The 23,439-nt window shown below is 35.1% G+C and carries 18 protein-coding genes and 1 pseudogene; 12 read left to right on the top strand and 7 right to left on the bottom strand.

Features of this window, described 5'->3' with window-relative positions:
- Window positions 1-143: 143 nt before the first annotated feature.
- Complete coding sequence (mmuM, locus tag JMI89_RS07240; protein WP_220679678.1) at window positions 144-1,079, bottom strand: homocysteine S-methyltransferase; 936 nt, start codon at window positions 1,077-1,079, stop codon at window positions 144-146.
- The gene (gene mmuP, locus JMI89_RS07245) at window positions 1,066-2,496 is read right to left on the bottom strand and encodes an S-methylmethionine permease (RefSeq protein WP_220679679.1); all 1,431 of its coding nucleotides are present in this window, start codon (window positions 2,494-2,496) and stop codon (window positions 1,066-1,068) included. Before mmuP ends, mmuM begins: the two co-directional genes overlap by 14 nt.
- A 211-nt stretch (window positions 2,497-2,707) precedes the next feature.
- Between mmuP and JMI89_RS07250 the strand changes: the two genes are divergently transcribed.
- From JMI89_RS07250 to JMI89_RS07260, 3 genes are all read left to right on the top strand, one after another.
- On the top strand, window positions 2,708-3,622 hold the full coding sequence (locus tag JMI89_RS07250) for a metallophosphoesterase (RefSeq protein WP_220679680.1): 915 nt from the start codon (window positions 2,708-2,710) through the stop codon (window positions 3,620-3,622).
- A 217-nt stretch (window positions 3,623-3,839) separates the two neighbouring features.
- Window positions 3,840-7,292, top strand: a complete 3,453-nt coding sequence (locus JMI89_RS07255) for a pyruvate carboxylase (RefSeq protein WP_220679681.1) — start codon at window positions 3,840-3,842, stop codon at window positions 7,290-7,292.
- A gap of 423 nt (window positions 7,293-7,715) precedes the next feature.
- Window positions 7,716-8,312, top strand: coding sequence for a cell division protein ZapC (locus JMI89_RS07260; protein ID WP_187754973.1), 597 nt, complete (start codon window positions 7,716-7,718; stop codon window positions 8,310-8,312).
- Between the two features lie 76 nt (window positions 8,313-8,388).
- Here the strand turns inward: JMI89_RS07260 and JMI89_RS07265 are convergent, their stop codons facing one another.
- Entirely contained in the window at window positions 8,389-9,522 is a 1,134-nt protein-coding gene (locus JMI89_RS07265) for a YcbX family protein (RefSeq protein ID WP_187754974.1), read from the bottom strand.
- 284 nt (window positions 9,523-9,806) lie between these two features.
- On the opposite strand from JMI89_RS07265, the gene JMI89_RS07270 reads away from it, so the two are divergent.
- On the top strand, window positions 9,807-12,254 hold the full coding sequence (locus tag JMI89_RS07270) for an autotransporter outer membrane beta-barrel domain-containing protein (protein ID WP_220679682.1): 2,448 nt from the start codon (window positions 9,807-9,809) through the stop codon (window positions 12,252-12,254).
- 105 nt (window positions 12,255-12,359) lie between these two features.
- Here JMI89_RS07270 and ygfZ read toward each other — a convergent pair whose 3' ends face one another.
- Window positions 12,360-13,289, bottom strand: a complete 930-nt coding sequence (gene ygfZ / locus JMI89_RS07275) for a tRNA-modifying protein YgfZ (RefSeq protein WP_220679683.1) — start codon at window positions 13,287-13,289, stop codon at window positions 12,360-12,362.
- Window positions 13,290-13,526: 237 nt separating this feature from the next.
- Here ygfZ and JMI89_RS12045 point away from each other — a divergent pair, with 237 nt between their 5' ends.
- On the top strand, window positions 13,527-13,931 hold the full coding sequence (locus JMI89_RS12045; protein WP_220679684.1) for a protein YgfX: 405 nt from the start codon (window positions 13,527-13,529) through the stop codon (window positions 13,929-13,931).
- Window positions 13,932-14,029: 98 nt separating this feature from the next.
- On the opposite strand, the gene rsmI is transcribed toward JMI89_RS12045, so the two are convergent.
- Window positions 14,030-14,896, bottom strand: a complete 867-nt coding sequence (rsmI, locus tag JMI89_RS07285) for a 16S rRNA (cytidine(1402)-2'-O)-methyltransferase (RefSeq protein WP_187754978.1) — start codon at window positions 14,894-14,896, stop codon at window positions 14,030-14,032.
- A 371-nt stretch (window positions 14,897-15,267) separates the two neighbouring features.
- On the opposite strand from rsmI, the gene nlpD reads away from it, so the two are divergent.
- Window positions 15,268-16,278 (top strand): murein hydrolase activator NlpD, encoded by a 1,011-nt coding sequence (gene nlpD, locus JMI89_RS07290; RefSeq protein WP_187755090.1) that lies wholly within the window; start codon window positions 15,268-15,270, stop codon window positions 16,276-16,278.
- A 75-nt stretch (window positions 16,279-16,353) separates the two neighbouring features.
- On the top strand, window positions 16,354-17,106 hold the full coding sequence (gene gpmA, locus JMI89_RS07295) for a 2,3-diphosphoglycerate-dependent phosphoglycerate mutase (protein ID WP_187754979.1): 753 nt from the start codon (window positions 16,354-16,356) through the stop codon (window positions 17,104-17,106).
- Window positions 17,107-17,206: 100 nt separating this feature from the next.
- Here gpmA and JMI89_RS07300 read toward each other — a convergent pair.
- Window positions 17,207-17,833: pseudogene (locus JMI89_RS07300) on the bottom strand (DeoR/GlpR family DNA-binding transcription regulator); the annotation flags it as partial.
- 101 nt (window positions 17,834-17,934) lie between these two features.
- On the opposite strand from JMI89_RS07300, the gene JMI89_RS07305 reads away from it, so the two are divergent.
- From JMI89_RS07305 to rlmF, 3 genes are all read left to right on the top strand, one after another.
- The gene (locus JMI89_RS07305; protein WP_220679686.1) at window positions 17,935-18,120 is read left to right on the top strand and encodes a hypothetical protein; all 186 of its coding nucleotides are present in this window, start codon (window positions 17,935-17,937) and stop codon (window positions 18,118-18,120) included.
- 93 nt (window positions 18,121-18,213) lie between these two features.
- Entirely contained in the window at window positions 18,214-18,408 is a 195-nt protein-coding gene (locus JMI89_RS07310; RefSeq protein WP_220679687.1) for a hypothetical protein, read from the top strand.
- Between the two features lie 177 nt (window positions 18,409-18,585).
- Entirely contained in the window at window positions 18,586-19,563 is a 978-nt protein-coding gene (gene rlmF, locus JMI89_RS07315) for a 23S rRNA (adenine(1618)-N(6))-methyltransferase RlmF (RefSeq protein WP_220679688.1), read from the top strand.
- Window positions 19,564-19,621: 58 nt separating this feature from the next.
- Here the strand turns inward: rlmF and mutS are convergent, their stop codons facing one another.
- Window positions 19,622-22,180, bottom strand: a complete 2,559-nt coding sequence (gene mutS, locus JMI89_RS07320) for a DNA mismatch repair protein MutS (protein ID WP_220679689.1) — start codon at window positions 22,178-22,180, stop codon at window positions 19,622-19,624.
- Window positions 22,181-22,479: 299 nt separating this feature from the next.
- On the opposite strand from mutS, the gene JMI89_RS07325 reads away from it, so the two are divergent.
- Window positions 22,480-22,797, top strand: a complete 318-nt coding sequence (locus JMI89_RS07325) for a hypothetical protein (RefSeq protein ID WP_220679690.1) — start codon at window positions 22,480-22,482, stop codon at window positions 22,795-22,797.
- Between the two features lie 49 nt (window positions 22,798-22,846).
- Window positions 22,847-23,395 (top strand): hypothetical protein, encoded by a 549-nt coding sequence (locus JMI89_RS07330; RefSeq protein WP_220679691.1) that lies wholly within the window; start codon window positions 22,847-22,849, stop codon window positions 23,393-23,395.
- Window positions 23,396-23,439 lie beyond the last annotated feature (44 nt).

Genomic DNA, 23,439 nt, shown 5'->3' on the forward strand with positions numbered 1-23,439 from the left:
ATCGCAGATATTACGCCATATTTTAAATTGAATTTACGATCAATATATTTCCTGAGATGTTGATATGACGCACAAACTGAATTATGAAATGGACATTATAATAATTTGATAAAACATAATTCAGTGTTGCTGAAATTTTTTTATTATCGATTAAGTTCCTCGACTAATCGGCGAATATCTTCAGGTGTCGTGCGACAGCATCCACCAATCAACTTAGCCCCATTTTCTTGCCATTCTCTAACTTGGTTACTTAACGTAAGATGATGATCGTTAACTGACCAAGTTTTGGTATTAGCATCATATAGCTCGCCAGAGTTAGGATAAACAACTAATGGTTTAGCAGTGAACTGATTAAATGTTTTTAATGCACTCGTAACTTTGTCTAAAGCGATACAATTTACTCCCATGAAAATGACTTGATCGATAGTGTTTAACCACTCGATGACGTGTTTTAATGGCGTGCCATCGCTTAAATGTTGACTATCTTTCAAAGTAAATGAAACCCAGCAAGGCATCGTTGGGTATTGTTTAATAATGTCAATTAACACTTTGATTTCTGAGAAAGATGGCATCGTTTCACAAGCCAAAATATCAACGCCAGCTTCAATTAAAGCGTTGATTCGATCAATATGAAAAAGGGTCATTTCTTGATCACTTAACGCATAGTTACCGGTATATTCGGAACCGTCAGCTAAATAAGCGCCATATGGTCCGACCGAACCAGCAATGACTAATGGTCTTGATGTAGCGTGTTGTTGTAAATAAATTGTTTTAGCGCGTTGCGCTAAAATTACACTTCTTTTGATTAATTCGATCGCCTCTAATGGTGATAGACCACGTTTTGCAAATCCCAAAGGTGTTGCTTGATAACTTGCCGTTATTGCGCAATCGGCACCAGCGTTAAAGTAATCATAATGAACAGCACTTATTAGGTGAGGTTGCTCAATTAATATTTTAGCTGACCAGAGCGCATCATTAAGATCACATCCGCGATTTTGCAATTCAGTGGCAAGAGCGCCATCGATGACGGCATAGCCCTTATGATCGATTTGCCATTGAAAAGGATTAATCATCTGCATTAGTTTTTTCCTTCGATTTTTTATAGTTATGCGTAATTTGGTAAGCAATATAACAGGCAATTACAAAAGGGATGCCACAATAAAGTGCAATGCGTTGCTCGGGATCAAATGCCAGTCCAATACATGCAATTAAGCACATTATAGCGCCGAGAATAGGTACATAAGGATAAAAAGGCGCTTTGTATTTTAAAGCGGTTAATGGTTTACCTGAACGAATATAGTCACGCCTAAAAAAGAAATGTGAGGCACAGATACTCAACCATACGGCTACAACAGCAAATCCAGAAATAGCATTCAATGCGACAAATACTGTGTTAGGTGCGACAAAGCTGGTAAATAATGCAAACAATCCGCCAATCATACTTATACTTAGAGCGATAATTGGTACACCATTTTTTGATAGTTTAGTAAAATAGCTGGGTAAAATACCTTGATTCGATAATGACCATAACATTCTTCCAGACGCATATAGACCAGAATTGGCTGCCGATAAAATTGCCGTTAGAATGACAAAGTTCAAAATATCAGCAGCATAGGGTAGGCCGATATTATCAAAAACTTGCACAAAAGGGCTCTCTATGACACCGGCCTGGTTCATCGGTAATAACGCAGATAAAACGATCACCGTACCGATAAAAAAAATGATTAATCGTATAATTGTGGTTTTTATTGCTAAAGGAATGGTTTTTTCAGGATTAACCGTTTCACCGGCAGCAATACCGATTAATTCAGTACCAGAGAAAGAAAAATTAACGGCAACCATGGTCATGATAATCGGAATAATACCATTTGGAAACCAACCAGAACTGGTTAGATTAGTGAAGAAGGGGGCGGATGAACCGTCTTTCATCGGTATAAAGCCAAAAATGGTTGCCGTCCCTGCAACAATAAATATAATAATTGTTAAGACTTTGATCAATGAAAACCAGAATTCACTTTCCGCAAAAAAGCGAGTGGTAATGATATTTAAAGTAAAAATCACACAGCAAAAAAATAGGCACCATATCCAATCTTCAATACCGGGAAACCAATGCCGCATACACATAGCAGCCCCAGTAAAACTAGAACCTAATGCCACAGTCCAGGTTAACCAATATAACCACGCTACAGTATAACCCGTGGCAGGACTAATATAACGGCTGGCATAAGTATGAAATGCCCCAGTTTCAGGCATAGAAACTGCCAATTCACCAAGACATAACATAACTAAGTATACCACTAAGGCACCAATTAAATAAGCGAGAACAGTGCCAGCCGGACCAGCTTCGCTAATAATATAGCCGGTATTGAAAAACAGACCAGTACCAATCACACCGCCCAGTGATAACATCACTAAATGGCGTGTTTTCATGGTGCGCTGAAAATGGTTCTGTGATTGCTTTTGATCGGGGGTTTGTGATTTTTGATAGTTTTCCATTATGATACCCACACAACTAAAATGTTTATTATATTAACAACATCCACTAATAAAACAAAATGAATTTAACGAGTTATAATAAGTCCTGAACTGAAATGTAAGCAGTAGTTGTATTTTGTCCTAAATCACGTTAATTTGTTCTATGTTTACTCAATAAACACCGATCGAATGATTTTTAAAAGCTTAATTTATTGAATTAGAGGAATCTAGAATGGTATTTGATATTGTTGGTGATATTCATGGACAGGTCAAAAAATTACAATATTTATTAGCAAAATTAGGTTATCGTCAATCTGATCAAGGTTATTGCCATACTGAATATAAAATGATTTTCGTTGGTGATCTTATTGATCGAGGTGACTACCAATTAGAAACCTTAAATTTAGTTAAGGATATGGTTGATAATCAAAATGCCTATGTCATTATGGGTAACCATGAGTTTAATGCCATTGGATGGGTAACACCTGATCAACAACAACCAGGTGATTTTTTACGAGAACATAATGTAACACATCGTAAACAACACCAAATATTTCTCAAACAATTACAGGAAAATAGCCATCAGCATATCTATTGGATTAACTGGTTTAAATCACTACCACTATTTTTGGACTTAGAACAGATACGGGTAATTCATGCATGTTGGGATAATTATATTATTGACCAAATCAAACCTTATCTTAATGAAAAAAATTGTTTGTTAGCTTCTGTTTTTCAAAATGCATTTAATAAACAGCATCCTTTATATGATTATTGTGAAATCTTATTAAAAGGCAAAGAAATTACCTTACCTGATGGTGTATATTACTCAGATAAAGAAGGTACGAGACGACATAAATCACGTATCAAATGGTGGTTGGAAACAGCGCAAACGTTGCAACAACTTTGTTTGCTTCCAGATGATGAAAAAATTGCTGAATTGGGATTGAAAATTAATTTTCAATCAGAAGGTTATCATGATACTAAACCAGTTTTTTTTGGGCATTATTGGTTAAGCGGAAAACCGATTGTCCAGACTCCTAAATTGGCATGTGTTGATTATTCTGCAGCGTTACCGAATGGTAAATTAGTCGCTTATCGTTGGCAAGGCGAATCTAGCTTAATTAGTGAGCATTTTATCTATTAAAATTTATTCTCTTCTTATAGCTCAATAACCTTAACAACAATAACCGTTTTTTATGTTATTGAGTACATTTATTACTTTGAGTAATACCTTTATAGAACTGATTGTCTAATAAACGTGCATTACGTATACTCTAAAATATTGTTTAAATTTATCGCAAGTTATGCATTTGCTTGTGTTACCCTTCTAATCATTTATCGAAAATAACAATAGAGGTCATATGAAAGAGATTCGCAGTATTTTAGTCGCTAATCGCAGTGAAATTGCGATCCGTATTTTTCGAGCTGCTTATGAATTAGGTATTCGTACCGTAGGTATTTTTTCGTTTGAAGATCGGCTGGCATTGCATCGTTTAAAAGCTGATGAATCTTATTTGGTTGGTAAAGGTAAAAAACCAATCGAAGCTTATTTAGATATTGACGATATTATTCGTATTGCTAAGGAAGCTAACGTTGATGCTATTCATCCTGGCTATGGGTTTTTGTCAGAAAATCCCGATTTTGCTGATGCCTGTGAAAAAGCGGGAATTGCTTTTATTGGACCGAAAGGCGATGTAATGCGTAATCTTGGTAATAAAATTGCTGCTCGCCATATGGCTGAAGTGGCTAATGTTCCTGTGGTACCAGCCACAGGGGCATTACCAGAAGATATTGATCAAGTCAAAAAAATGGCCAATGCCATTGGTTATCCATTTATGCTTAAAGCAAGTTGGGGCGGTGGTGGTCGAGGGATGCGTATTGTCGAAAATGAATCAGAACTTGAACCGGCTATCAATGTTGCTCGTCGAGAAGCCAAAGCAGCATTTGGCAATGATGAGGTATTTTTAGAAAAATTAGTTCGCCGAGCACGTCATGTTGAAGTACAAGTTTTGGCAGATACTCACGGTAATACCGTTCATCTGTTTGAACGTGATTGTACGGTACAAAGACGAAATCAGAAGGTCGTCGAAAGAGCTCCAGCACCCTATTTTAATGCCGAACAACGTGAAGCATTATGTCAGGCAGCATTACGATTAGTGAAAGCCGCGAATTATACCCATGCGGGGACTGTTGAGTTTTTATATGATGTTGATGAAGCTAAATTTTATTTTATCGAAGTCAATCCACGTATTCAGGTTGAACATACCGTTACGGAAGAAGTTACGGGTATTGATATTGTGAAAGCGCAAATTCGCATTACTGAAGGTTACCAAATTGGTGATGAAAAAAGTTATGTTCCTAAGCAAGAGAATATTCAACTGCATGGGCATGCCTTACAGTGTCGAGTGACCACTGAGAATCCGGAAAATCATTTCACGCCTGATTATGGGCGGATTTCAGTATATCGCAGTGCTTCGGGTAACGGCATCCGCTTGGATGCGGGAACTGCCTACACCGGTGCTGTGATTTCACCTTATTATGATTCACTATTAGTTAAAGTGACAGCTAAAGGGCGAAGTGTTGAAGAAGCTACCTCAACGATGGCAAGAGCCCTACGTGAGTTTCGGATTCGAGGTTTGGCAAGTAATTTACTCTTTTTACAAAATGTTATTTTGCACCCTTCATTTAATAAGGGGGATTACACAACCCGCTTTATTGATTCAACACCGGAATTATTTAAATTTAACAAGCCTCAAGATCGTGCATCAAAGTTATTGGCATTCTTTGGAGAAGTTGCTGTTAATGGTAATCCGGAAATGAAAGGTCGTACGCTACCAAAACTACCTTTAGGTTTGCCAACATTACCACCCGTCAAATTAGATTATAACATCCCAAAAGGTTCACGGGATCGCTTACAAATGCTAGGAATTAATGGCTTTATTGATTGGATTAAAAGTAATCCCAAGGCTCTAATTACAGATACTTCGATGCGTGATGCTCATCAGTCTTTATTTGCAACACGTATGCGTAGCTATGATATGTTAGCTATTGCTCCCTATTATGCGCGCATGCTACCAGAATTATTTTCCATAGAGTGTTGGGGTGGAGCAACGTTTGATACTGCTATGCGATTTTTAAAAGAAGATCCTTGGGAACGTTTAGTTCAATTACGTAAGGCAATACCTAATACGCTATTACAAATGTTATTACGTTCATCAAATGCTGTAGGCTATACTAATTATGCCGATAATGTAGTGACATTTTTTGTTAAGCAAGCGGCTGAAAATGGAATTGATCTTTTCCGTGTATTCGATTCCTTGAATTGGGTTGACAATATGCGTGTTGCTATCGATGCGGTACTAGATTCTGGCAAACTATGTGAAGGGACTATTTGTTATACTGGTGATATATTTGATCCAAATAGAGCGAAATATAATTTAAATTATTATGTAAAATTGGCAAAGCAATTAGAGCAAGCCGGTGTGCATATGTTAGGTATCAAAGATATGTCAGGAGTATGTCGCCCTGAAGCTGCAAAAACGCTTGTAAAAACCTTAAAAGAAGAAGTTGCCATGCCAATACATTTTCATACACATGATACAAGTGGAATTGCCGCTTCATCAGTTTTCTCAGCGTTGGAAGCCGGTTGCGATATTGTTGATGCTGCAATGGATGCTTTAAGTGGCATGACATCACAACCAAATTTAGGTTCAATTGTTGCTGCATTGGAACATACCCAACGTGATACTGGATTAAATCGTGAGTCATTATTAGAAATCTCCAACTATTGGGAAGGTGTGCGCGCATTATATAAACCGTTCGATGTAAATATTGCCGGAACTTCGGATGTTTATAATCATGAAATGCCAGGGGGACAATATACCAACCTACGAGAACAAGCTCGAGCAATGGGGCTTGCAGAACGTTGGCCTGAAGTTGCCAAAGCTTATCGTGATGTCAATACTTTGTTTGGCGATATTGTTAAGGTAACACCAACCTCTAAAGTTGTTGGTGATTTGGCAATTTATATGGTTGTTAATAATCTTACAAGTGCTGATGTTGCTAATTCTGAACATGAAATTGATTTTCCTGCTTCTGTCGTATCGATGATGAGAGGTGAGTTAGGTTTTCCACCAGATGGTTTTCCAACAGCAATCCAAAATCGTATATTAAAAGGTGAAAAACCAATTAATGGTCGAATTGGCGCCTTTTTACCTGCAGTCGATTTAGAAAAGGTTCGGTTAGAATTAGCCAATTTATTAGATAAACCAGTAATAGAAATTGATGATAAACAATTAGCTGCTTATTTGATGTACCCGAAAGTTTATTTAGATTATCAAGCTTATATTCGTTGTTATGGCGATGTATCAAAGATTCCAACCAACCACTTTTTCTATGGTTTACAAAATCAAGAAGAAGTCGATATCGAAATTGAAAAAGGTAAAGTGATTGTTATTCGTCGCATTGGTAAGGCTGAAAGTGATGAGTCAGATAAAGTAAAAGTATTATTTGAAATGAATGGTCAGCCTAGAACTGTTTCAGTTCCATTAGCTGGTCGCCAACAGCAAGCAAATACCAGACTTAAAGCAGAAATCGGTAATATCAGCCATGTGGCTGCACCAATGCCAGGTATGATCGCATTATTGATGGTGAAATCTGGACAAAAAGTCCTGAAAGGCGAAGCGTTATTATCGATTGAAGCAATGAAAATGGAAACGACAATTACTGCAGAGTGTGATGGGGTGGTTAAAAATGTTTATATAAAACCAGGTAGTGTGATTGAGACTAATGATTTATTAATTGAAATTGCCTAGCTGAAAACAATAATACAAGCTTAATAGCCGTTCGTAACCGATCGGCTGTTTTTTTACTGATCAATTAATTTAAATCAACACGTTAAACATTTCGATCATTATTAAATTCCCATAGTGGGTTAAGATTTATTCATGTTAAAAAACGTACTAAACGCTGATTTATTAATTTTACTACGTCTTGCCATTATAAATATGTGTGATAATTCTATTTCTTAAAAAAATTGAAATCCATACTACATGATGGCTGTAGTTAGCTGATACTTTTTAGATTTTTATGTTTACCAAATTTATAAACAAATTTTTGCGAAAACAATATTAATTGTTTAAAATTATATAGTTAGAAAAAAATGTTTTAGTTTTTAGTTTATTTTTTGTTAGTTTTTTGTTATATTGCCAATGGCAGAATATATCATTGGATATCATATGACAAATAAATTTATAGTAAGACCTGGCGATAACTGGCGCTGGTATTTCGATAAAAAATACGATTGTTTAATGTTAGAAATATCACATGATATGGTATTTCGTTCGCGTTTTTCATCGAAGACTTTGGCTCCGGATGCGTTTAAAACTACTCGTTTTTCAGTTAATGATACGAGTGCTTATTATCATTTTTATGAAAGTTGTATGGGATTAAATTTAAGCGAACCACAAAAAGTCGAATTAATCCTTAATGCCATAGTAGCACGTAATTTTTTAAAACCTCAAATGCCTAAAAGTTGGTATTTTGTGCAACAACCTATGCAATTTACACCACGCTTTGCCGAATTAATTGAAGCACAAGTTCAAGATAGTGGTCAACGTATTAATCTCTTGGTTGTTGAGATAGGGGAATATGCATCATTATGTTTAATTGCTGAAACGAGTGTTTGTATGGCCGGTAAGCAATTTAATATGGCTGATGCAGTTAAGGTAATGAATGATCGCCTATGTAGTAAAAATCCTGTTGTTGATAATTCTCAAGATCCAGAGGATGAAGAACAAACTATCCGCGATTTGCTTTATCAGTTTTGTTCTTAAATAAGTATTTTTTATTTTAGTGATTATCTCTTGATAATTATCACATTCTTTATCAAATAATGTTCAATGGATTGAATTAAGTTTTTTTTGTTATCAATTTAATTTTTATAGATTCACTTTTAGGAATGCAACTACAGGCTAAAATGTGGTTTTCTGCTTGTATTGCAGATTTCGTCATAGCGGTAATACTACCGTCTTCAAGAATAACTCGGCATCTACCGCAGACTCCTGATCGACAAGAATAAGGAATGCTTATACCTTGCTGCTCTAATTGTTCCAATAGTGGTTGCTGGCAATTACCATTAATGATTTGTTTAGCGATAGTGATTTTACAAGTTTTGACAATGTTTTTAGGATTTTTAGAAACTGATTTTATATACGTTTTAGCTGGTTGACGGGTTAATATTTCAACAGGATCATTAATTGAAATTTTTCCACTATTGCGAGCTATCATTTTCATACCAAAATCAATGTCACCTTTTTCATCTGAACGGAATGAACATAATGTTGCCATTGGTTCTTTATTTGGTAGCCATTGCAGTGTAGATAAATTGATTTGTGTTAATACGCAACGACTACACGGTTTAACTAAATCAAAAATAATTTCGCCAATTTTAATCGTTCGCCAACCATCTTCAGCAAATGGTAGACTACCATCGATAATAATATTCCCGCGAAACTGTTCAATAGAAAGTATTTCAGGGCATCGCTGCTGTAAATAATCAAAAGAAGCTTGATTTAACAATAAAAAAGGATGCCCATCGGCAAATCCTAAAGGAATACTTGGAAAATGTTTTACCCGCCGATCAGAGAAATGACCAATCCAACGTAATTGCACATCAAGCTGTAAAAATTCACTTAAAAATTGATTGACGGTAATAGGAGCAATATGTGATGAAAAATAGTTATTCCAAACTTGGGTTTTTTCGAGTGTTGGCGAAAAATCAGTAAATTTAACTCGAATCCGATTAATACTGTGTAGCGACTTAGCAATAGGTTGATAGTAGATCTCAAGTTCCTGTTTACTAATGGCAGTTTTTAGCTGTAATAATTGAGGTTTTTCCCTAGCGGTAATAAATTTTCCATTTGGTTCAGTGACCATGAATAACCGATCATTTTCTAATCCACCTGGTAATACGAAAGAGGTTTGCAATGCTATTCCTTGCATCGATTTTACTGGATAAGTGGCAAGTTGTTTAACCTTTATCATATTATATTTAATTTGTTAAAATTGCTTAGCATTATACAGCTCATTAACTTGAGAGGATAGTGGATGTACCTAATTGTCCTTTGTGACTAGTGCAAAAATTAATAACTTATTTTATCGTTAAGCTAAGTTAGCTATTGATTACATTTAGCCAGCAAAAGTGAAACTATTATGAAATCATCATGAGTGATGGGGGCATTTTGATAACATAATTTTCTAATCAATATTGATTGCTATTCGCAATCATGTATTATTTAATCTTGAATAAATCTACAGAAAGGAAAAAAATGAAACTTAAATCAATTGCTCTTCTAGTAACAGGGGCTATGAGTATTGGTAACGCACATACAAAAAATTATGATCTGGCAACCAGTAATGTTTTGCCTTCAAATCAAATCAATGAACGTTATTTTGTTACTAATAGCAGTAATACAACAGCAAATATCACTATTAATGATGACTTTATTGTTAACAGTGAGGGCTCTTTCCATCTTGGTTTTGCCGGTAAAATTGACCAGCAAGCCGGTTCTGTTGCAGCCGGCGATATTAATATGATTGTTAATGGTAATATGCAAGTTTATAACGATACTTGGATTGGTAAATTTGATACTAGATTTTTTACACAGTATTTAGGTTTGCACAAAGATTTTCCTTATAGCCCTATTGAAAAAAATATTGATTTGCACTTTACAGGCGATATAAATGTCGAATTAGGGGCGGATAAAGAACGTGGTGGTTTGATGATTTTAGCCGGTAATGTAATGGGTACAGGAGTGAATACTACTGGTCAAACCACGGTTAGAGTAGATGGTAATACCAATATCCGGAGTGGCGATAATCATTTAGCAGGGACAGCTTCGGCACCCGCAAGATTAATTACCAAGAGTTTTAATTTGACTGGGGGGGATATTGAAATTATCGGCGTTAATACGGTATTGGAAACGACCAATACTAATAACGATCAATCATCAGTTTTAGTTGGCAAAACTGGGAAAATGATTGTTATGCGAGGTGGTACGGTAGATGTAAGTCGGGGTGGTGATTTTAATGTAGTTGACGAAGGTATTTTGACTGCTAGTCGTGGTAATGGTTTTGTCAAACTTTCTTCTAATGGACAGTTAAATATTGGTGAGCACGCTCGAATTGAATCATCAAAAGGATCGCTTTCGATAAGTGATCAAACTGCGCAAACTTCAAAATTAAATATAGCTGGTATCATTCATTTTGGTGTGGCAGATAATCGTCAAATCAATAAAATTTCTGGTGATAATGTCGATGTTAAATCATCGGCTAAATTTTCTGCTACTAATGATTTTATTAAAGAGGCTTTAAATTTCAGTTCTGGTCAAGCAAATATTGTGGTATTAGCAGGTAATCAATCATTGAAAATTGCTGATATGCAAGAAGGTGAAACGCGTTCTTTGATCAAAAATATTTATGGTGATTTCAATTTCAAATTAGTGGGTAATGAATTAAATTTTGTAAATGCTAGTAACATCACTAATTTAAATGATGATCAGCAGTCAGAAGCCGCTGCTAAACGTCAACTTAATCGTTATTATCGACAAGCAGGAATGAACTCAAAAAATATCGCCAAAGGTTTTACCGCTAATTTAGTTAAAATTGCTGATAAAAGTTTAAATAATGTCAGAAATGCCGCGAATGTTGTTTCTGATAGAACTACTGCTGGCGATCTAAATTGGGAAGTATTCAAAGCTATTGCAAACGGTAATACGACTATCGAAAGCGGAAAAATGGTTACACATTTCACTCAGTCATTAGCTGGATTATATAATAACAACCGTGGATTACACCTTACTGAAATTGCTCTCAATTCATTTAATTATACCAAACTTATTATTGATAATCGCCTGCAAGAATTCAATAATTACACAACATACGATAATGACAATATATGGATTAATTTAACGCATCAGTACGAAAATACTGATAGTGCTAACGGAATTTCTGGTTATAAATTTTCAGCAAATGGATTTATGTTAGGTTTTGATAAAGCAATCATGGATAACTGGGTATTAGGTTCGGCTGTAGGTTATAGTGATGGTAATTATAAAGACAAGTCGGCAGTTTCTAATGATTCTGATCTTAAAAATTATCAAATTCAATTGTATACTCGTTATAATCTACCAAATGCTATTTTCACAAAGGCTTATTTGGGTTATGTATATGGTCAAAATAAACTTAAGCAGGATGATGGCTCTTATTTAGCTAAAGAAAAATTTCATAGCAAAACGTGGCAAATTGGTACTGCTGTAGGTTATGATTGGCAAATATTACAACCATTAATTTTCACACCAACATTTGGTTTAGCATATGTTTATACTGAAAATAGTAGACATAACGTCAAATATAACCAAATTGATCTGATTAAATATGGTAAAGCATCTAATTCTGCGATAATCATTCCTGTTGATTTATCTGCCAAATATACTTTATTACAAAACAACGAAGATCAATTAACTATCAAAGCAAAGGCGGGTTATACTTTTAATCTTAGTGATGATGAGTTTGATGGCGATATCACGGTTAATGGTATTAATGGTTTAACTAAAATGAAAACACGTACTTCCGATCGGACTAAAAATCAGTTTAACCTAGGTACCGGCATGACATTTAAACATAAATCTTTTGCAATTGATGTCGATTATCACTATTTTGGTGAGAGTCAACGTGATGCACACTATTTAACATTCACGACAAAGTATCATTTCTAATTATTTGTTAATGAATTTTCGCGATGTCACTTCTTCTAGCCGAAGAAGTGACAGAGAGGCTCTTCAAATTTCTTAGGTAATAATATAAAAAATGAATTATTAAGACTATTTTTTATAAACAGATAAGGATTGTTGACTATTTTTTAGTCTGAAGATCATTTCATCTTGCGAAAGATCGTTATTTAAGATCGCCTGTACCCAAATTGTGTTATCTTGTAATTTCAAGGATGTGAGTATAAATCCAGTTTCACGCCAATTGTCTCCTATTTTTTGTTCAAGCGTTTCACCGACAGCTGGTAGTATTCCTTCTTTGCCAGTTAGCAAATAAAGAGCTCGCTTATTAATACCTCGATATTGCGCTCGTGCAACCATTTCTTGACCGCAATAGCAACCTTTTGTAAAACTAATGGCATCAAAAAGTTGAAGATTAAACGCTTGTGGTAAAAATTGTTCACTTGCTTTAAGGTCAATAATAGGATAATTAGCTTGCATATCCAGTAATGTCCATTGTTGAGATGAAGAGTGGGGTAAATGAGTTAAAACAGATAAGGATGCCATATCTTGGGAAGGTCCTATAACGATATAACGTGGTTCAGGATAATCAATTTTTATATAAGTAAGATTTTTGATGGTGGCACAATTATTTGTTTTGGTTAATTTAGTTAATTCTTCAATTTGCACAGATGTGATGTTTCTACCTACCAATCCCATCATGGTCAGTGAAAAATCTGCTGCTATGGTGACTTTAGAAAATATGGCAAATTTTTTGAGAGCATCTATTTGCCGATCGAGAACGCTTTTACGTACAATATAGTAAATATCATCGGCACGTTTAAATAATAATAAATTACTCAATGTCTTACCTTTCGGATCACAATGTACACTAAGTAACCAATGACTTTCATTTAATTGATTAATATCGGCAGTAAGTTGCCCTTGTAAGAATTTGCTGTTATCAGCACCAGAGACCTTGACTAATTGCCAGTCATCAAGCGTTAAAGTTGATAATGGTAAATTTTGCGCGGGATATAGCATAGTTGAGCACCTAAAAACGTATTTTGTTGTAATATATCATACCTCTTCAAAGTAATTAAGCTCATGAACTACCTAAAAGGGATTAAACTCATCTATAAAATTTAATGACTAATTTGATTAAATCAATCATTTAATTTGCCAGATGGGTTGCAAAAAGACTTCAGATTTAATAAAAATTAGTTAAAAAAGTTAAGAATAACCGTTCAACAATTTTAATTTAATTTCCCTAATTAATTTATGTGGCGAACTGAACTTAAGTTATCTTTAAAACAATATTTGATATTTTCTGGATTCTATCTGGTATTCATTATTTTATTAATGGCATCATTTTATCAAACTAGTCTAGATGATTTCACATCGATAGCGATATTGTTGCTAATCATCGAATGGTGGCGAGCGTGTTGTTATAGTAGCAAGATGTGCGGTGAATTGGCATTATTTTATCACATAGGGCAGATATATTGGTCTCGCCAACGTTGGAATGTGATAAAAAAACCGTTATTCTTGCACTACTTCGTCATAATCAATTTGCAATCCAGGCGCAATGGTAAATATGGTATATTGTTTTTAACATATGACAATTTATCTTATCAAGATTGGCGAGGATTACATTATTTTCTTAAACTGTTTTATAATAATTGAGCTTCTTAATTAAAGGTTTGCTATATTCAAGATTATTTTTGCAAACTAGGATTGAGTATAATTATCGGTTAGCTACATGGTAATTAAATGCATTTATTTCATATTTCGGCAGTTTTATGTGTTAGACCAATTTGATAAAGTTGATTTTTTTTCAACCCATAAATTTCTGCGACTATAGCTGCTGCTTTTTTCAGTGGCAATTCTCGTTGTAATTGATGAAGTAATTGAATGGCTTTTGGATCAAGCGTTTGTTGCTCAACTTGTTGAAAACCTTCAATAATTAGTACAAATTCACCTTTTTGACGATTAGAATCTATTTTTAACCAAGCAATAAGTTGACCAAGAGGTTGATGAATCACTGTTTCCCAAGATTTGGTAAGTTCCTTGGCTAAGACCACCATGCGATCAGCGCCATAAATAGTGAGCATATCATTCAAACTATCCATAATCCGATGGGTTGATTCATAAAATACGATAGTGCGTGTTTCTTGTTGTAACTGTGTTAATAGATCAATTCTAGACTTGCTTTTTGATGGTAGAAAGCCTTCGTAACAAAAGCGGTCTGTCGGTAACCCTGATACGCAAAGCGCAGCAATAGCCGCACAGGGGCCCGGTATTGGTACGACGTTAATTTTCTGCTCGTAACAAGCTTTTACTAGATGATAACCAGGGTCATTGATTAATGGTGTTCCTGCATCTGATATTAAAGCGATTGATAAGCCAGATTTAAGTTTTTCAATGAGCACGGCAGATTTTTGTTGTTCGTTGTGATCATGTAAAGCAAACAAACGACCTTGTATAGCCAAATGTTGTAATAATAGACCACTATGACGAGTATCTTCAGCGGCAATTAAATCGACTTGTTTTAAAGTTTCGATCGCCCTAAGGGTAATATCACCCAAATTACCGATGGGGGTTGCAACAATATAAAGGGTAGACGGTTCCACTGTGATGAATGACGACATAATATCCAATAAATATAGTATGAAAAATTTTTTTAATAACTTAACATAAAAAAGATACGAATTGGAATGATTATTCCAAATAGAATTTTTTAATACAAATAAAAATTATTTCTATTAATGCTATTATCATGTTTTTTTACAAAAGTTGTGTATAATAATAGCAATCTATACTGAAAATAATCCATTATGCTAAACTGCATATTACAGAAAAATAAACATTTAAATTCAGTTGATTATGTAAATTATTAGTAATGATAATTTATGATTGCTATGATAGTCTTATTGTAACGATTAATGTTGTAGAATTGAATTATTTGATTTAATGTGAATTATTAAGGAGTATTGTCTTGATTACGTTAGCTAACCAAAGCATGATTAAAAGTTCAATGAAAAAATGTTTCATAAGTTCTTTTATTCTATTCATAGCATCTTGTAGTCAAACTGATCCCGCTCGGGTAAAAGACATATCTGATTCGCCAGAATTTGTCGCTGGCTCAACCACAGAAAATGTTAGTGAAGTGACATCTGATTATACAGTTCCACCTAAAAATATTTCATCCTCGGAAACGTTTTCTTCAACTACTACAACCAGTAGTAATGGTGATATTGTAGAAACGTCACAAGAACGATTTTTTTATAATCGTAATTATGAAGATATTCCTAAAGGCGGTTATCAAGGTAACACTTATACCGTTAAACGTGGAGATACTTTATTTTATATCGCTTGGATAACAGGTAATGATTTCCGTTCTTTAGCAGCTAAAAATAGAATTTCTGCACCTTATGAATTAAGTGTCGGGCAAATATTGGATGTGAGTGGTGGTACTACAACGGTTGTGGTTACCCGAAAAACTGTTATACAGCCAACACAAACAAAAACTAATCCAAAACCAATTACAACAACTACTACCACCACAACTTCGAGTAATAATCAAAAGCCAGTCACACAAATTAATACCACCACAAGTACTCCCCTTGTTGATCAAAGAAAGCAGCCAATTATCTCGCCAAATACAGCTGCCATCGTTTGGCAATGGCCAGCTAAAGGTAAAATTATTGAACGATTTTCAAATGCATCTAAAGGAATTGATATAGCGGGAAATGTCGGGGATAAGATAGTTGCTGCAGCAGACGGAAAAGTTGTCTATGCCGGTAACGCATTACCAGGATATGGTAATTTAATTATTATTAAGCACAATGATGATTATTTAACTGCTTATGCACATAATCAAAGTTTTTTAGTGAAAGAGCAACAAGATATTAAAGCTGGGCAGCAGATAGCCACAATGGGCCGTACGGGTACTAGTTCACCACGACTACATTTTGAAATTCGTTACAAAGCGAAATCAGTTGATCCAACGCGTTATTTATCTAACCCATAAGAATTTGACTAGGGATTCAAAATGTGACTGTTAAAGAATTGTTAAAATATTAATTCTAAATGAAAGGAGTTATCCATGGCAGTAAAAAAATTAGTCTTAATTAGACATGGTGAAAGTGAATGGAATAAAGAAAATCGCTTCTGTGGTTGGACAGACGTAGATCTTTCTGAAAAAGGTCATCAAGAAGCAATTGAAGCGGGTAAGTTACTAAAATCAGAGGGATTTAAGTTCGATTATGCATATACTTCTGTTTTAACTCGAGCGATTCATACTTTATGGCATGTTCTTGATGGCGTGGAACAACCGTATGTTCCTGAAGAAAAAAGTTGGCGCTTAAATGAACGCCATTACGGAGCCTTGCAGGGGCTAAATAAGGCAGAAACGGCAGCAAAATATGGTGATGATCAAGTGAAATTATGGCGTCGTGGTTTTGCAATCACGCCACCAGCTTTAGAAAAATCAGATGAACGTTATCCAGGTCATGATTCTCGTTATAAAGGTTTAACTGACAAGGAGTTACCATTAACTGAAAGTTTAGCGCTAACCATTGAACGTGTTTTACCTTTCTGGAAAGAGAGTATTGCACCTCGCGTTGCAGCTGGTGAACGAGTTATTATTGCCGCTCACGGTAATTCGTTACGTGCCCTAGTTAAATATTTAGATAACATAAGTGATGATGATATTATTGAACTTAATATTCCGACAGGAGTGCCGTTAGTTTATGAGTTCGATGATAATATGAAAGTTATAAAACACTATTATTTAGGGGATGCTGATGCGATTGCAGCAAAAGCCGCAGCTGTTGCCAATCAAGGCAAAGCCAAATAATTAGACTATTGTGATAAACTAACAAGGAAGCAAAGTGCTTCCTTTTTTAAAGCTTAATAGATCATTTATACGCTACACTTTTTTATCAATTTAGATAGTATTAGCAAGTTATCACTTTAGTTTGTTTAGTGACTTGCTCAACTAATTGAGTATCTACTGATTGGTTGGTAATCAGTCCCGTTACTTCACACCAGTCGCAAATTTTATATAAACTTTTACGTGTAAACTTGCTGTAATCAGCTAAAATAAAGCGCTGTTCAGAGTGAGCTAGAATGACCTGATCAATATAGGCATCCGATGATGAAGGGCTTGATGGACCATTTGAGTTACTAAAGCCATCAGTCCCTAAGAAGCAAAAATCAACATGAATTTGATTAATCATAGCTACTGTCCAGCCACCACAAACCGAACTGCTTTTATTACGTAATTCGCCACCAAAGAGAAAAACTTGATTTTCTGATTGAATTAACAAACTTGCCACCGGTAATGAATCTGTGAATATTTTAAAACCCGATTTAATAGATAAAAGTTTAGCTAACTCCAAAGTAGTACTACCGGTACCAATAATCATGGTGCTATTTTGCGGGATTAATTTTAATGTTTTTTGAGTTATCGTTTTTTTAATAATAATTTCTTTTTCTCGGACTTGAAAAGAGTGCTCAAAAGCAGATTGCTTTAATGTTGCTTCACCATGGCTCTTAATAGCAAAGCCAATCTGTTCTAAATGAGCCGATATTCCGTTAAATTGTCATATTAATTTTACATTAAATATTATCTTAAAAAATTTTCATCAAATTTGACACGATATAGTAACAATAGGTCAACAAATTGATCCTAATTTGGTTAGTCATTTTTTTAAATTATATAACTCAAGCGAAACATATTTTTGTCGCTGGTGCGAGTCGTTCAGGGTTAATGATTAATGCTTTTGCTAATCGTTTATTACATTTAGGTTATTCCGTAAGTATCGTTGGTGAAATTAATTCCCCCTATTCCCACCAGCCAATTTGTTGATTATTAATTCAGGATCAGGGGCAACGCTACGTTAATTGAACAGGCGAAACTCGTAAAGCAAATAAGGTTAATATTTCCTTAATTACCAGCAATATGGCATTGAGTCTAGCAAAACTTGCTGATTGTGTGATAACAATACCGTGTGAAATGCGAACAAGTAAACAACCCATGGGTTCATTATTTGAACAATCTAGCTTACTTTTAACGGATAGTCTGGTATTGTGTTTAATGGCTCAGCAAGCAGAAACCAGCCAGTCAATGACGGTCAGACATGCTGACCTTGAATAAGTTGGATATTAAAACGATGAGTTGTTATTCAGCTTAATAGTTGTTTAAATGTATTTAATAAGCTTACAAAAATCGGATATGTTGTATTAACTATAATTAGATTAAGTTACTTTATTTCATAACAATAAAAAAATCATTATAATAGCGAGTTTTGGAGCATTAATCATTGAGATGAATATGAATCGAAGTAACATTAAGTCATTTAAATCACAACTACATCCTCGTAATCGACATCGCAATGGTTATGATTTTCAAACTTTGATGGCGATATTACCAGAATTTTCTCAATATGTATCTCATAATCAATATGGTAACTTATCAATAGATTTTTCTGATCCGAATGCGGTGAAATTGCTTAATAAAGCATTATTGTTACAATTTTATCGCATCAATTATTGGGATATCCCGAAAGACTATTTATGTCCACCCATCCCAGGTCGGGCTGACTATATTCACTATTTAGCTGATTTATTGGCACAAGACAATCAAGGTAAAATACCAAAAGGGCGAGGGATTCGCGTGTTAGATATTGGTATAGGAGCGAATGTGATTTACCCCATTATTGGACATGCTGAATATGGTTGGTCGTTTATAGGAAGTGATATTAATCAAACAGTTATTAAATTAGCTAAACAGATTGTTCAAGCAAATGGGAATTTGTCATCAGCATTAGAGTGTCGTTGGCAAAAAGATAATCAACATATTTTTAAAAATGTAATAAATCATCATGAACGATTTGCTTTAACACTATGTAATCCACCTTTTCATGCTTCATTAAGCGAAGCACAAGCAGCAACACAACGTAAGTTATTTAATTTGGGAAAATCATTTGATCCTGCCAAACAACCTATGCAGAATTTTGGAGGGCAAAATAGTGAATTATGGTGTAAAGGGGGAGAAGTAGCTTTTATTGGTAAAATGATTCAAGAGAGTACATTATACAAACAGCATTGCTTATGGTTCAGCTCGTTGATTTCAAAAAAGGATTCGTTAGCGATCATTAAACGTAAATTGAAACAAATTAATCCGCAAGATGTTATTACTGTTCCGATGGCGCAAGGGCAGAAAATTAGTCGCTTTATAGCCTGGAGTTTTTATACTTCACAACAACGACAACAATTATTAGGTCAATGGCAGCACACATCGCATGAGTAATAAATCAAAGGATAGCAATTCTAATTTGATATCCTTTTAAAAGATCATACGTAGCTTACTACAACATTCCTTTGAGGCGATATAAAATATTTAATGCTTCTTTGGGCGTTAAACTATCAGGATTAATATCATGTAAAGCTTGTTCAACTTCTGATGTTTCATGTTCAGTAATTAGGGTTAATTGCGAACTATCGACATGACTACATGAGGTTTGTAGTGAGAGTGATTCTAACTCTTTTAATTTCTGTTTTGCTCGTTTTAATATCGTATTGGGTACTCCGGCTAAGCCTGCAACTGCGATACCATAACTTTTATTTGCTGCACCTTCCCGCACGGTGTGTCGAAACGCAATGGTATTGTCATGTTCAATGGCATCGAAATGAATATTATAGATGCCATTGATATGATTGGGTAGTTGGGTTAATTCAAAGTAATGGGTCGCAAATAGGGTCATCGCCTTAATGTGATTAGCTAGATTTTCAGCACATGCCCAAGCTAATGAAAGCCCATCATAGGTTGATGTGCCTCGACCGATTTCATCCATGAGTACCAAGCTTTGTTCAGTTGCGTTATGCATAATGTTGGCTGTTTCAGTCATTTCAACCATAAAGGTCGAACGTCCCGACGCCAAATCATCTGATGCACCTATTCGCGTAAAGATGCGATCAACAGGCCCAATAACTGCTTTAGATGCAGGAACAAAGCTACCAATATAAGTCAGTAAAACAATCAATGCGGCCTGACGCATATAGGTGCTTTTCCCGCCCATATTTGGGCCCGTAATAATAAGCATTCTGCGGTTTGGTGATAGCAAAAGCGAGTTTGCAATAAATGGTGTTTTTAAAACTTGCTCTATAACGACATGTCGACCATCTTTAATTTCAATTCCGGCGCTATTAGATAATGTCGGGCACTGATAATTAAGTGTTAAAGCACGTTCAGCAAGGTTAGTTAGTACATCAAGTTCAGCTATTGCATCAGCACTCATTTGCATATTCGCTAAATCAGGCAATAGTAACTCAAAAAGTTGATCGTAAAGTTGTTTTTCTAAAGCTAATGCACGACCTTTAGAGGTTAACACTTTATCTTCATATTCTTTTAATTCTGGAATAATATAACGTTCAACATTCTTCAATGTTTGCCGTCTGGTATAGTGAATCGGCGCTAAATGGCTTTGCCCTCGACTGATTTGAATATAGTAACCATGTACCGCATTAAATCCGACTTTTAAGGTATCGATACCTAGCGTTTCACGCTCGCGAATCTCAAGTTGTTCCAGATAATTCGTTGCACCGTCAGCAAGATTACGAAGTTCATCTAATTCGGCATTATAGCCAGTTGCAATCACCCCTCCATCACGAATAATAACGGGTGGGGCTTCAACAATCGCTTGATTTAAAAGATCGGCTATCTGATCAAATTGATTGATTTTAGCTCGTAAAGCAATTAAATAAGGTGATGAGTGATGATTTAACAATTGTTGTAATTCTGGCAATACATTATAGGCATCACGTAAACGAGCAAAATCGCGTGGGCGTGCTGTTCTTAACGCTAATCTGGCTAAAATTCGTTCCAGATCACCAATTTGCTTTAAGATCGGTTGAATATCACTAAGATCTTGCTGTAATTCGCTAATGGCTTCTTGTCTATTTTGCAAAATAACCACATTACGGATAGGCGAATGCAACCAACGTTTTAACATTCGGCTTCCCATAGCGGTTTGCGTTTTGTCTAATATATCGGCAACCGTATTTTCAGTGCCACCACATAAATTTTCGGTGATTTCTAAGTTTCGGCGAGTAGCTGCATCTAAAACAACAAAATCATAGGCTGACTCTTTAATGATAGAGCGAATATGGGGCAGGGCTGTGCGCTGAGTATCTTTCACATATTGCAATAAACAACCAGCGGCAGACAATGCATAACAACAATCCTCAACCCCAAATCCGACTAAATCATTCGTTCCAAATTGTAACTTAAGCTGTTGTTTCGCTGTTTCAAGATCGAAGTCCCACAATGGGCGCCGTCTTAAGCCATTACGATTGTCAATTAATGACATGGATTCGAAATCTTCAGGATAAAGGAGTTCAACTGGATTAGTCCGCTGTAGTTCTGCTTGCATTGCTTCAACGTTATCGCATTCAAATACAAAAAAACGACCAGAACTGATATCAAGAGTTGCATAACCAAAATGATTTTTGTGCTGCCAAATGGAAGCCAGCAAATTATCTTTTCGATCTTCTAAAAGTAATTCATCACTTACTGTGCCAGGAGTGACTATACGAACAACCTTACGCTCAACAGGCCCTTTACTGGTAGCAGGATCGCCAATCTGCTCACAAATTGCGACCGACTCACCCAACGCAATGAGTTTTGCTAAATAACTTTCAACTGCATGATAAGGCACGCCTGCCATTGGAATAGGTTCACCATTTGAAGAGCCTCTTTTAGTTAACGAGATATCAAGAAGTTGCGAAGCCCGTTTAGCATCATCATAAAACATCTCATAAAAATCACCCATACGATAAAACAGTAAAATATCCGGATTTTCTGCTTTCAATTTTAGGTATTGTCGCATCATTGGTGTGTGGTCGGTGAAGTTGTCGTATTCGGTCATATTATCAATTCTTTTTTATCTAAAACTCAGGCGATTACTATATATAATCTTACTAACTTTTTCGCAAAATCTTTGATTTTGCTTTTAAGTATTAAGGTAACTGTCTTAAAAAACCTAAAAATCGGTGAAACTTATTATATTAGGCATAGTTTAATATTAAATGATTGTATCACTTTATAGGCTGTATTGAAAATGAGGTGATTAAGTTATAAGCAAATTAAAGTTTATTATTAGAGTTTAGTCTGGTAATGATTAAATTTAGCTGATGGTGTAAGGATAGAAGATTAAAACTGAAAAAATTGTTCTATGGGATAATCGCAGCACAAACCATATCCGGTATGGCGCATAGCGGCATTGACAGCATTCCTCGTGAGGGTACGTGGTTATTAGATAAAGGTAAGCGTGTTGTTGACGCTAGAACCAATGCTGATTTAAAAGACTTCTTGCAAACATCGAATAAATCAGGCGGTAATATAACTGTTAATGTGCCCGTTAATATCGGTGATAGCGGTTTATCAGATGAGGAAGGAAAGCAATTAGGTAAAAATATAAAGGAAGCAATCCGTCTTCAAATCCAACATGAGCAGCGACCAGGAGGGCTACTAAATAAGCGTTGATTTAATGGTTTAAATTTCATACTATTACCTAAAAAATAAGGAGAATGGCATGAAAAAGTTAATTGTATTTATTATATTTATTGTGATATCAATAGCAGTATTTTTGATTTATGTATCTGAGGCTATTAGTGATAGTGACGTTTTTTTGTATGACCTAAAACAGCGTTGTTCATTTGCAACAAAAGAAAGAATGGTATCGCCATCTTCTTATAAAATTCTGGATTTATCTTTGTATAACAAAAAAAATTGGGATAAAGATAGAATTGAAAAATATTTCTCAGAATATAAAATAAGTGAAATTTTAAAAGAGGAGTATAGTGATCCTAGTAATTTTTATGACATAACAGCTATAGTTAAGTTTTCTTCTAAAAACGGGCTTGGGGTTGACTTGGTCGGATATTCCTCATGCGAATATTTTATTACTAACGTTCCTACAATAGACATTGACGGGGTAGGCGATATAAATATAGATGGACATGATTTTAGTAAGGATAGTTTAGATTATATTTATGCTAAACTAACTTTGAAAAAACGCGTAAAAGAGTATTCATTAATGGATAAAATAAAAATGCTAATGAATATGGAATTTAACTATTGACTACCAAAGCAATTTAATCAAACCCTCTAAGAGGGTTTTTATTG

The sequence above is a fragment of the Frischella sp. Ac48 genome (assembly GCF_019641635.1).
In the GTDB taxonomy this organism is placed as follows: Bacteria; Pseudomonadota; Gammaproteobacteria; order Enterobacterales; family Orbaceae; genus Frischella; species Frischella japonica.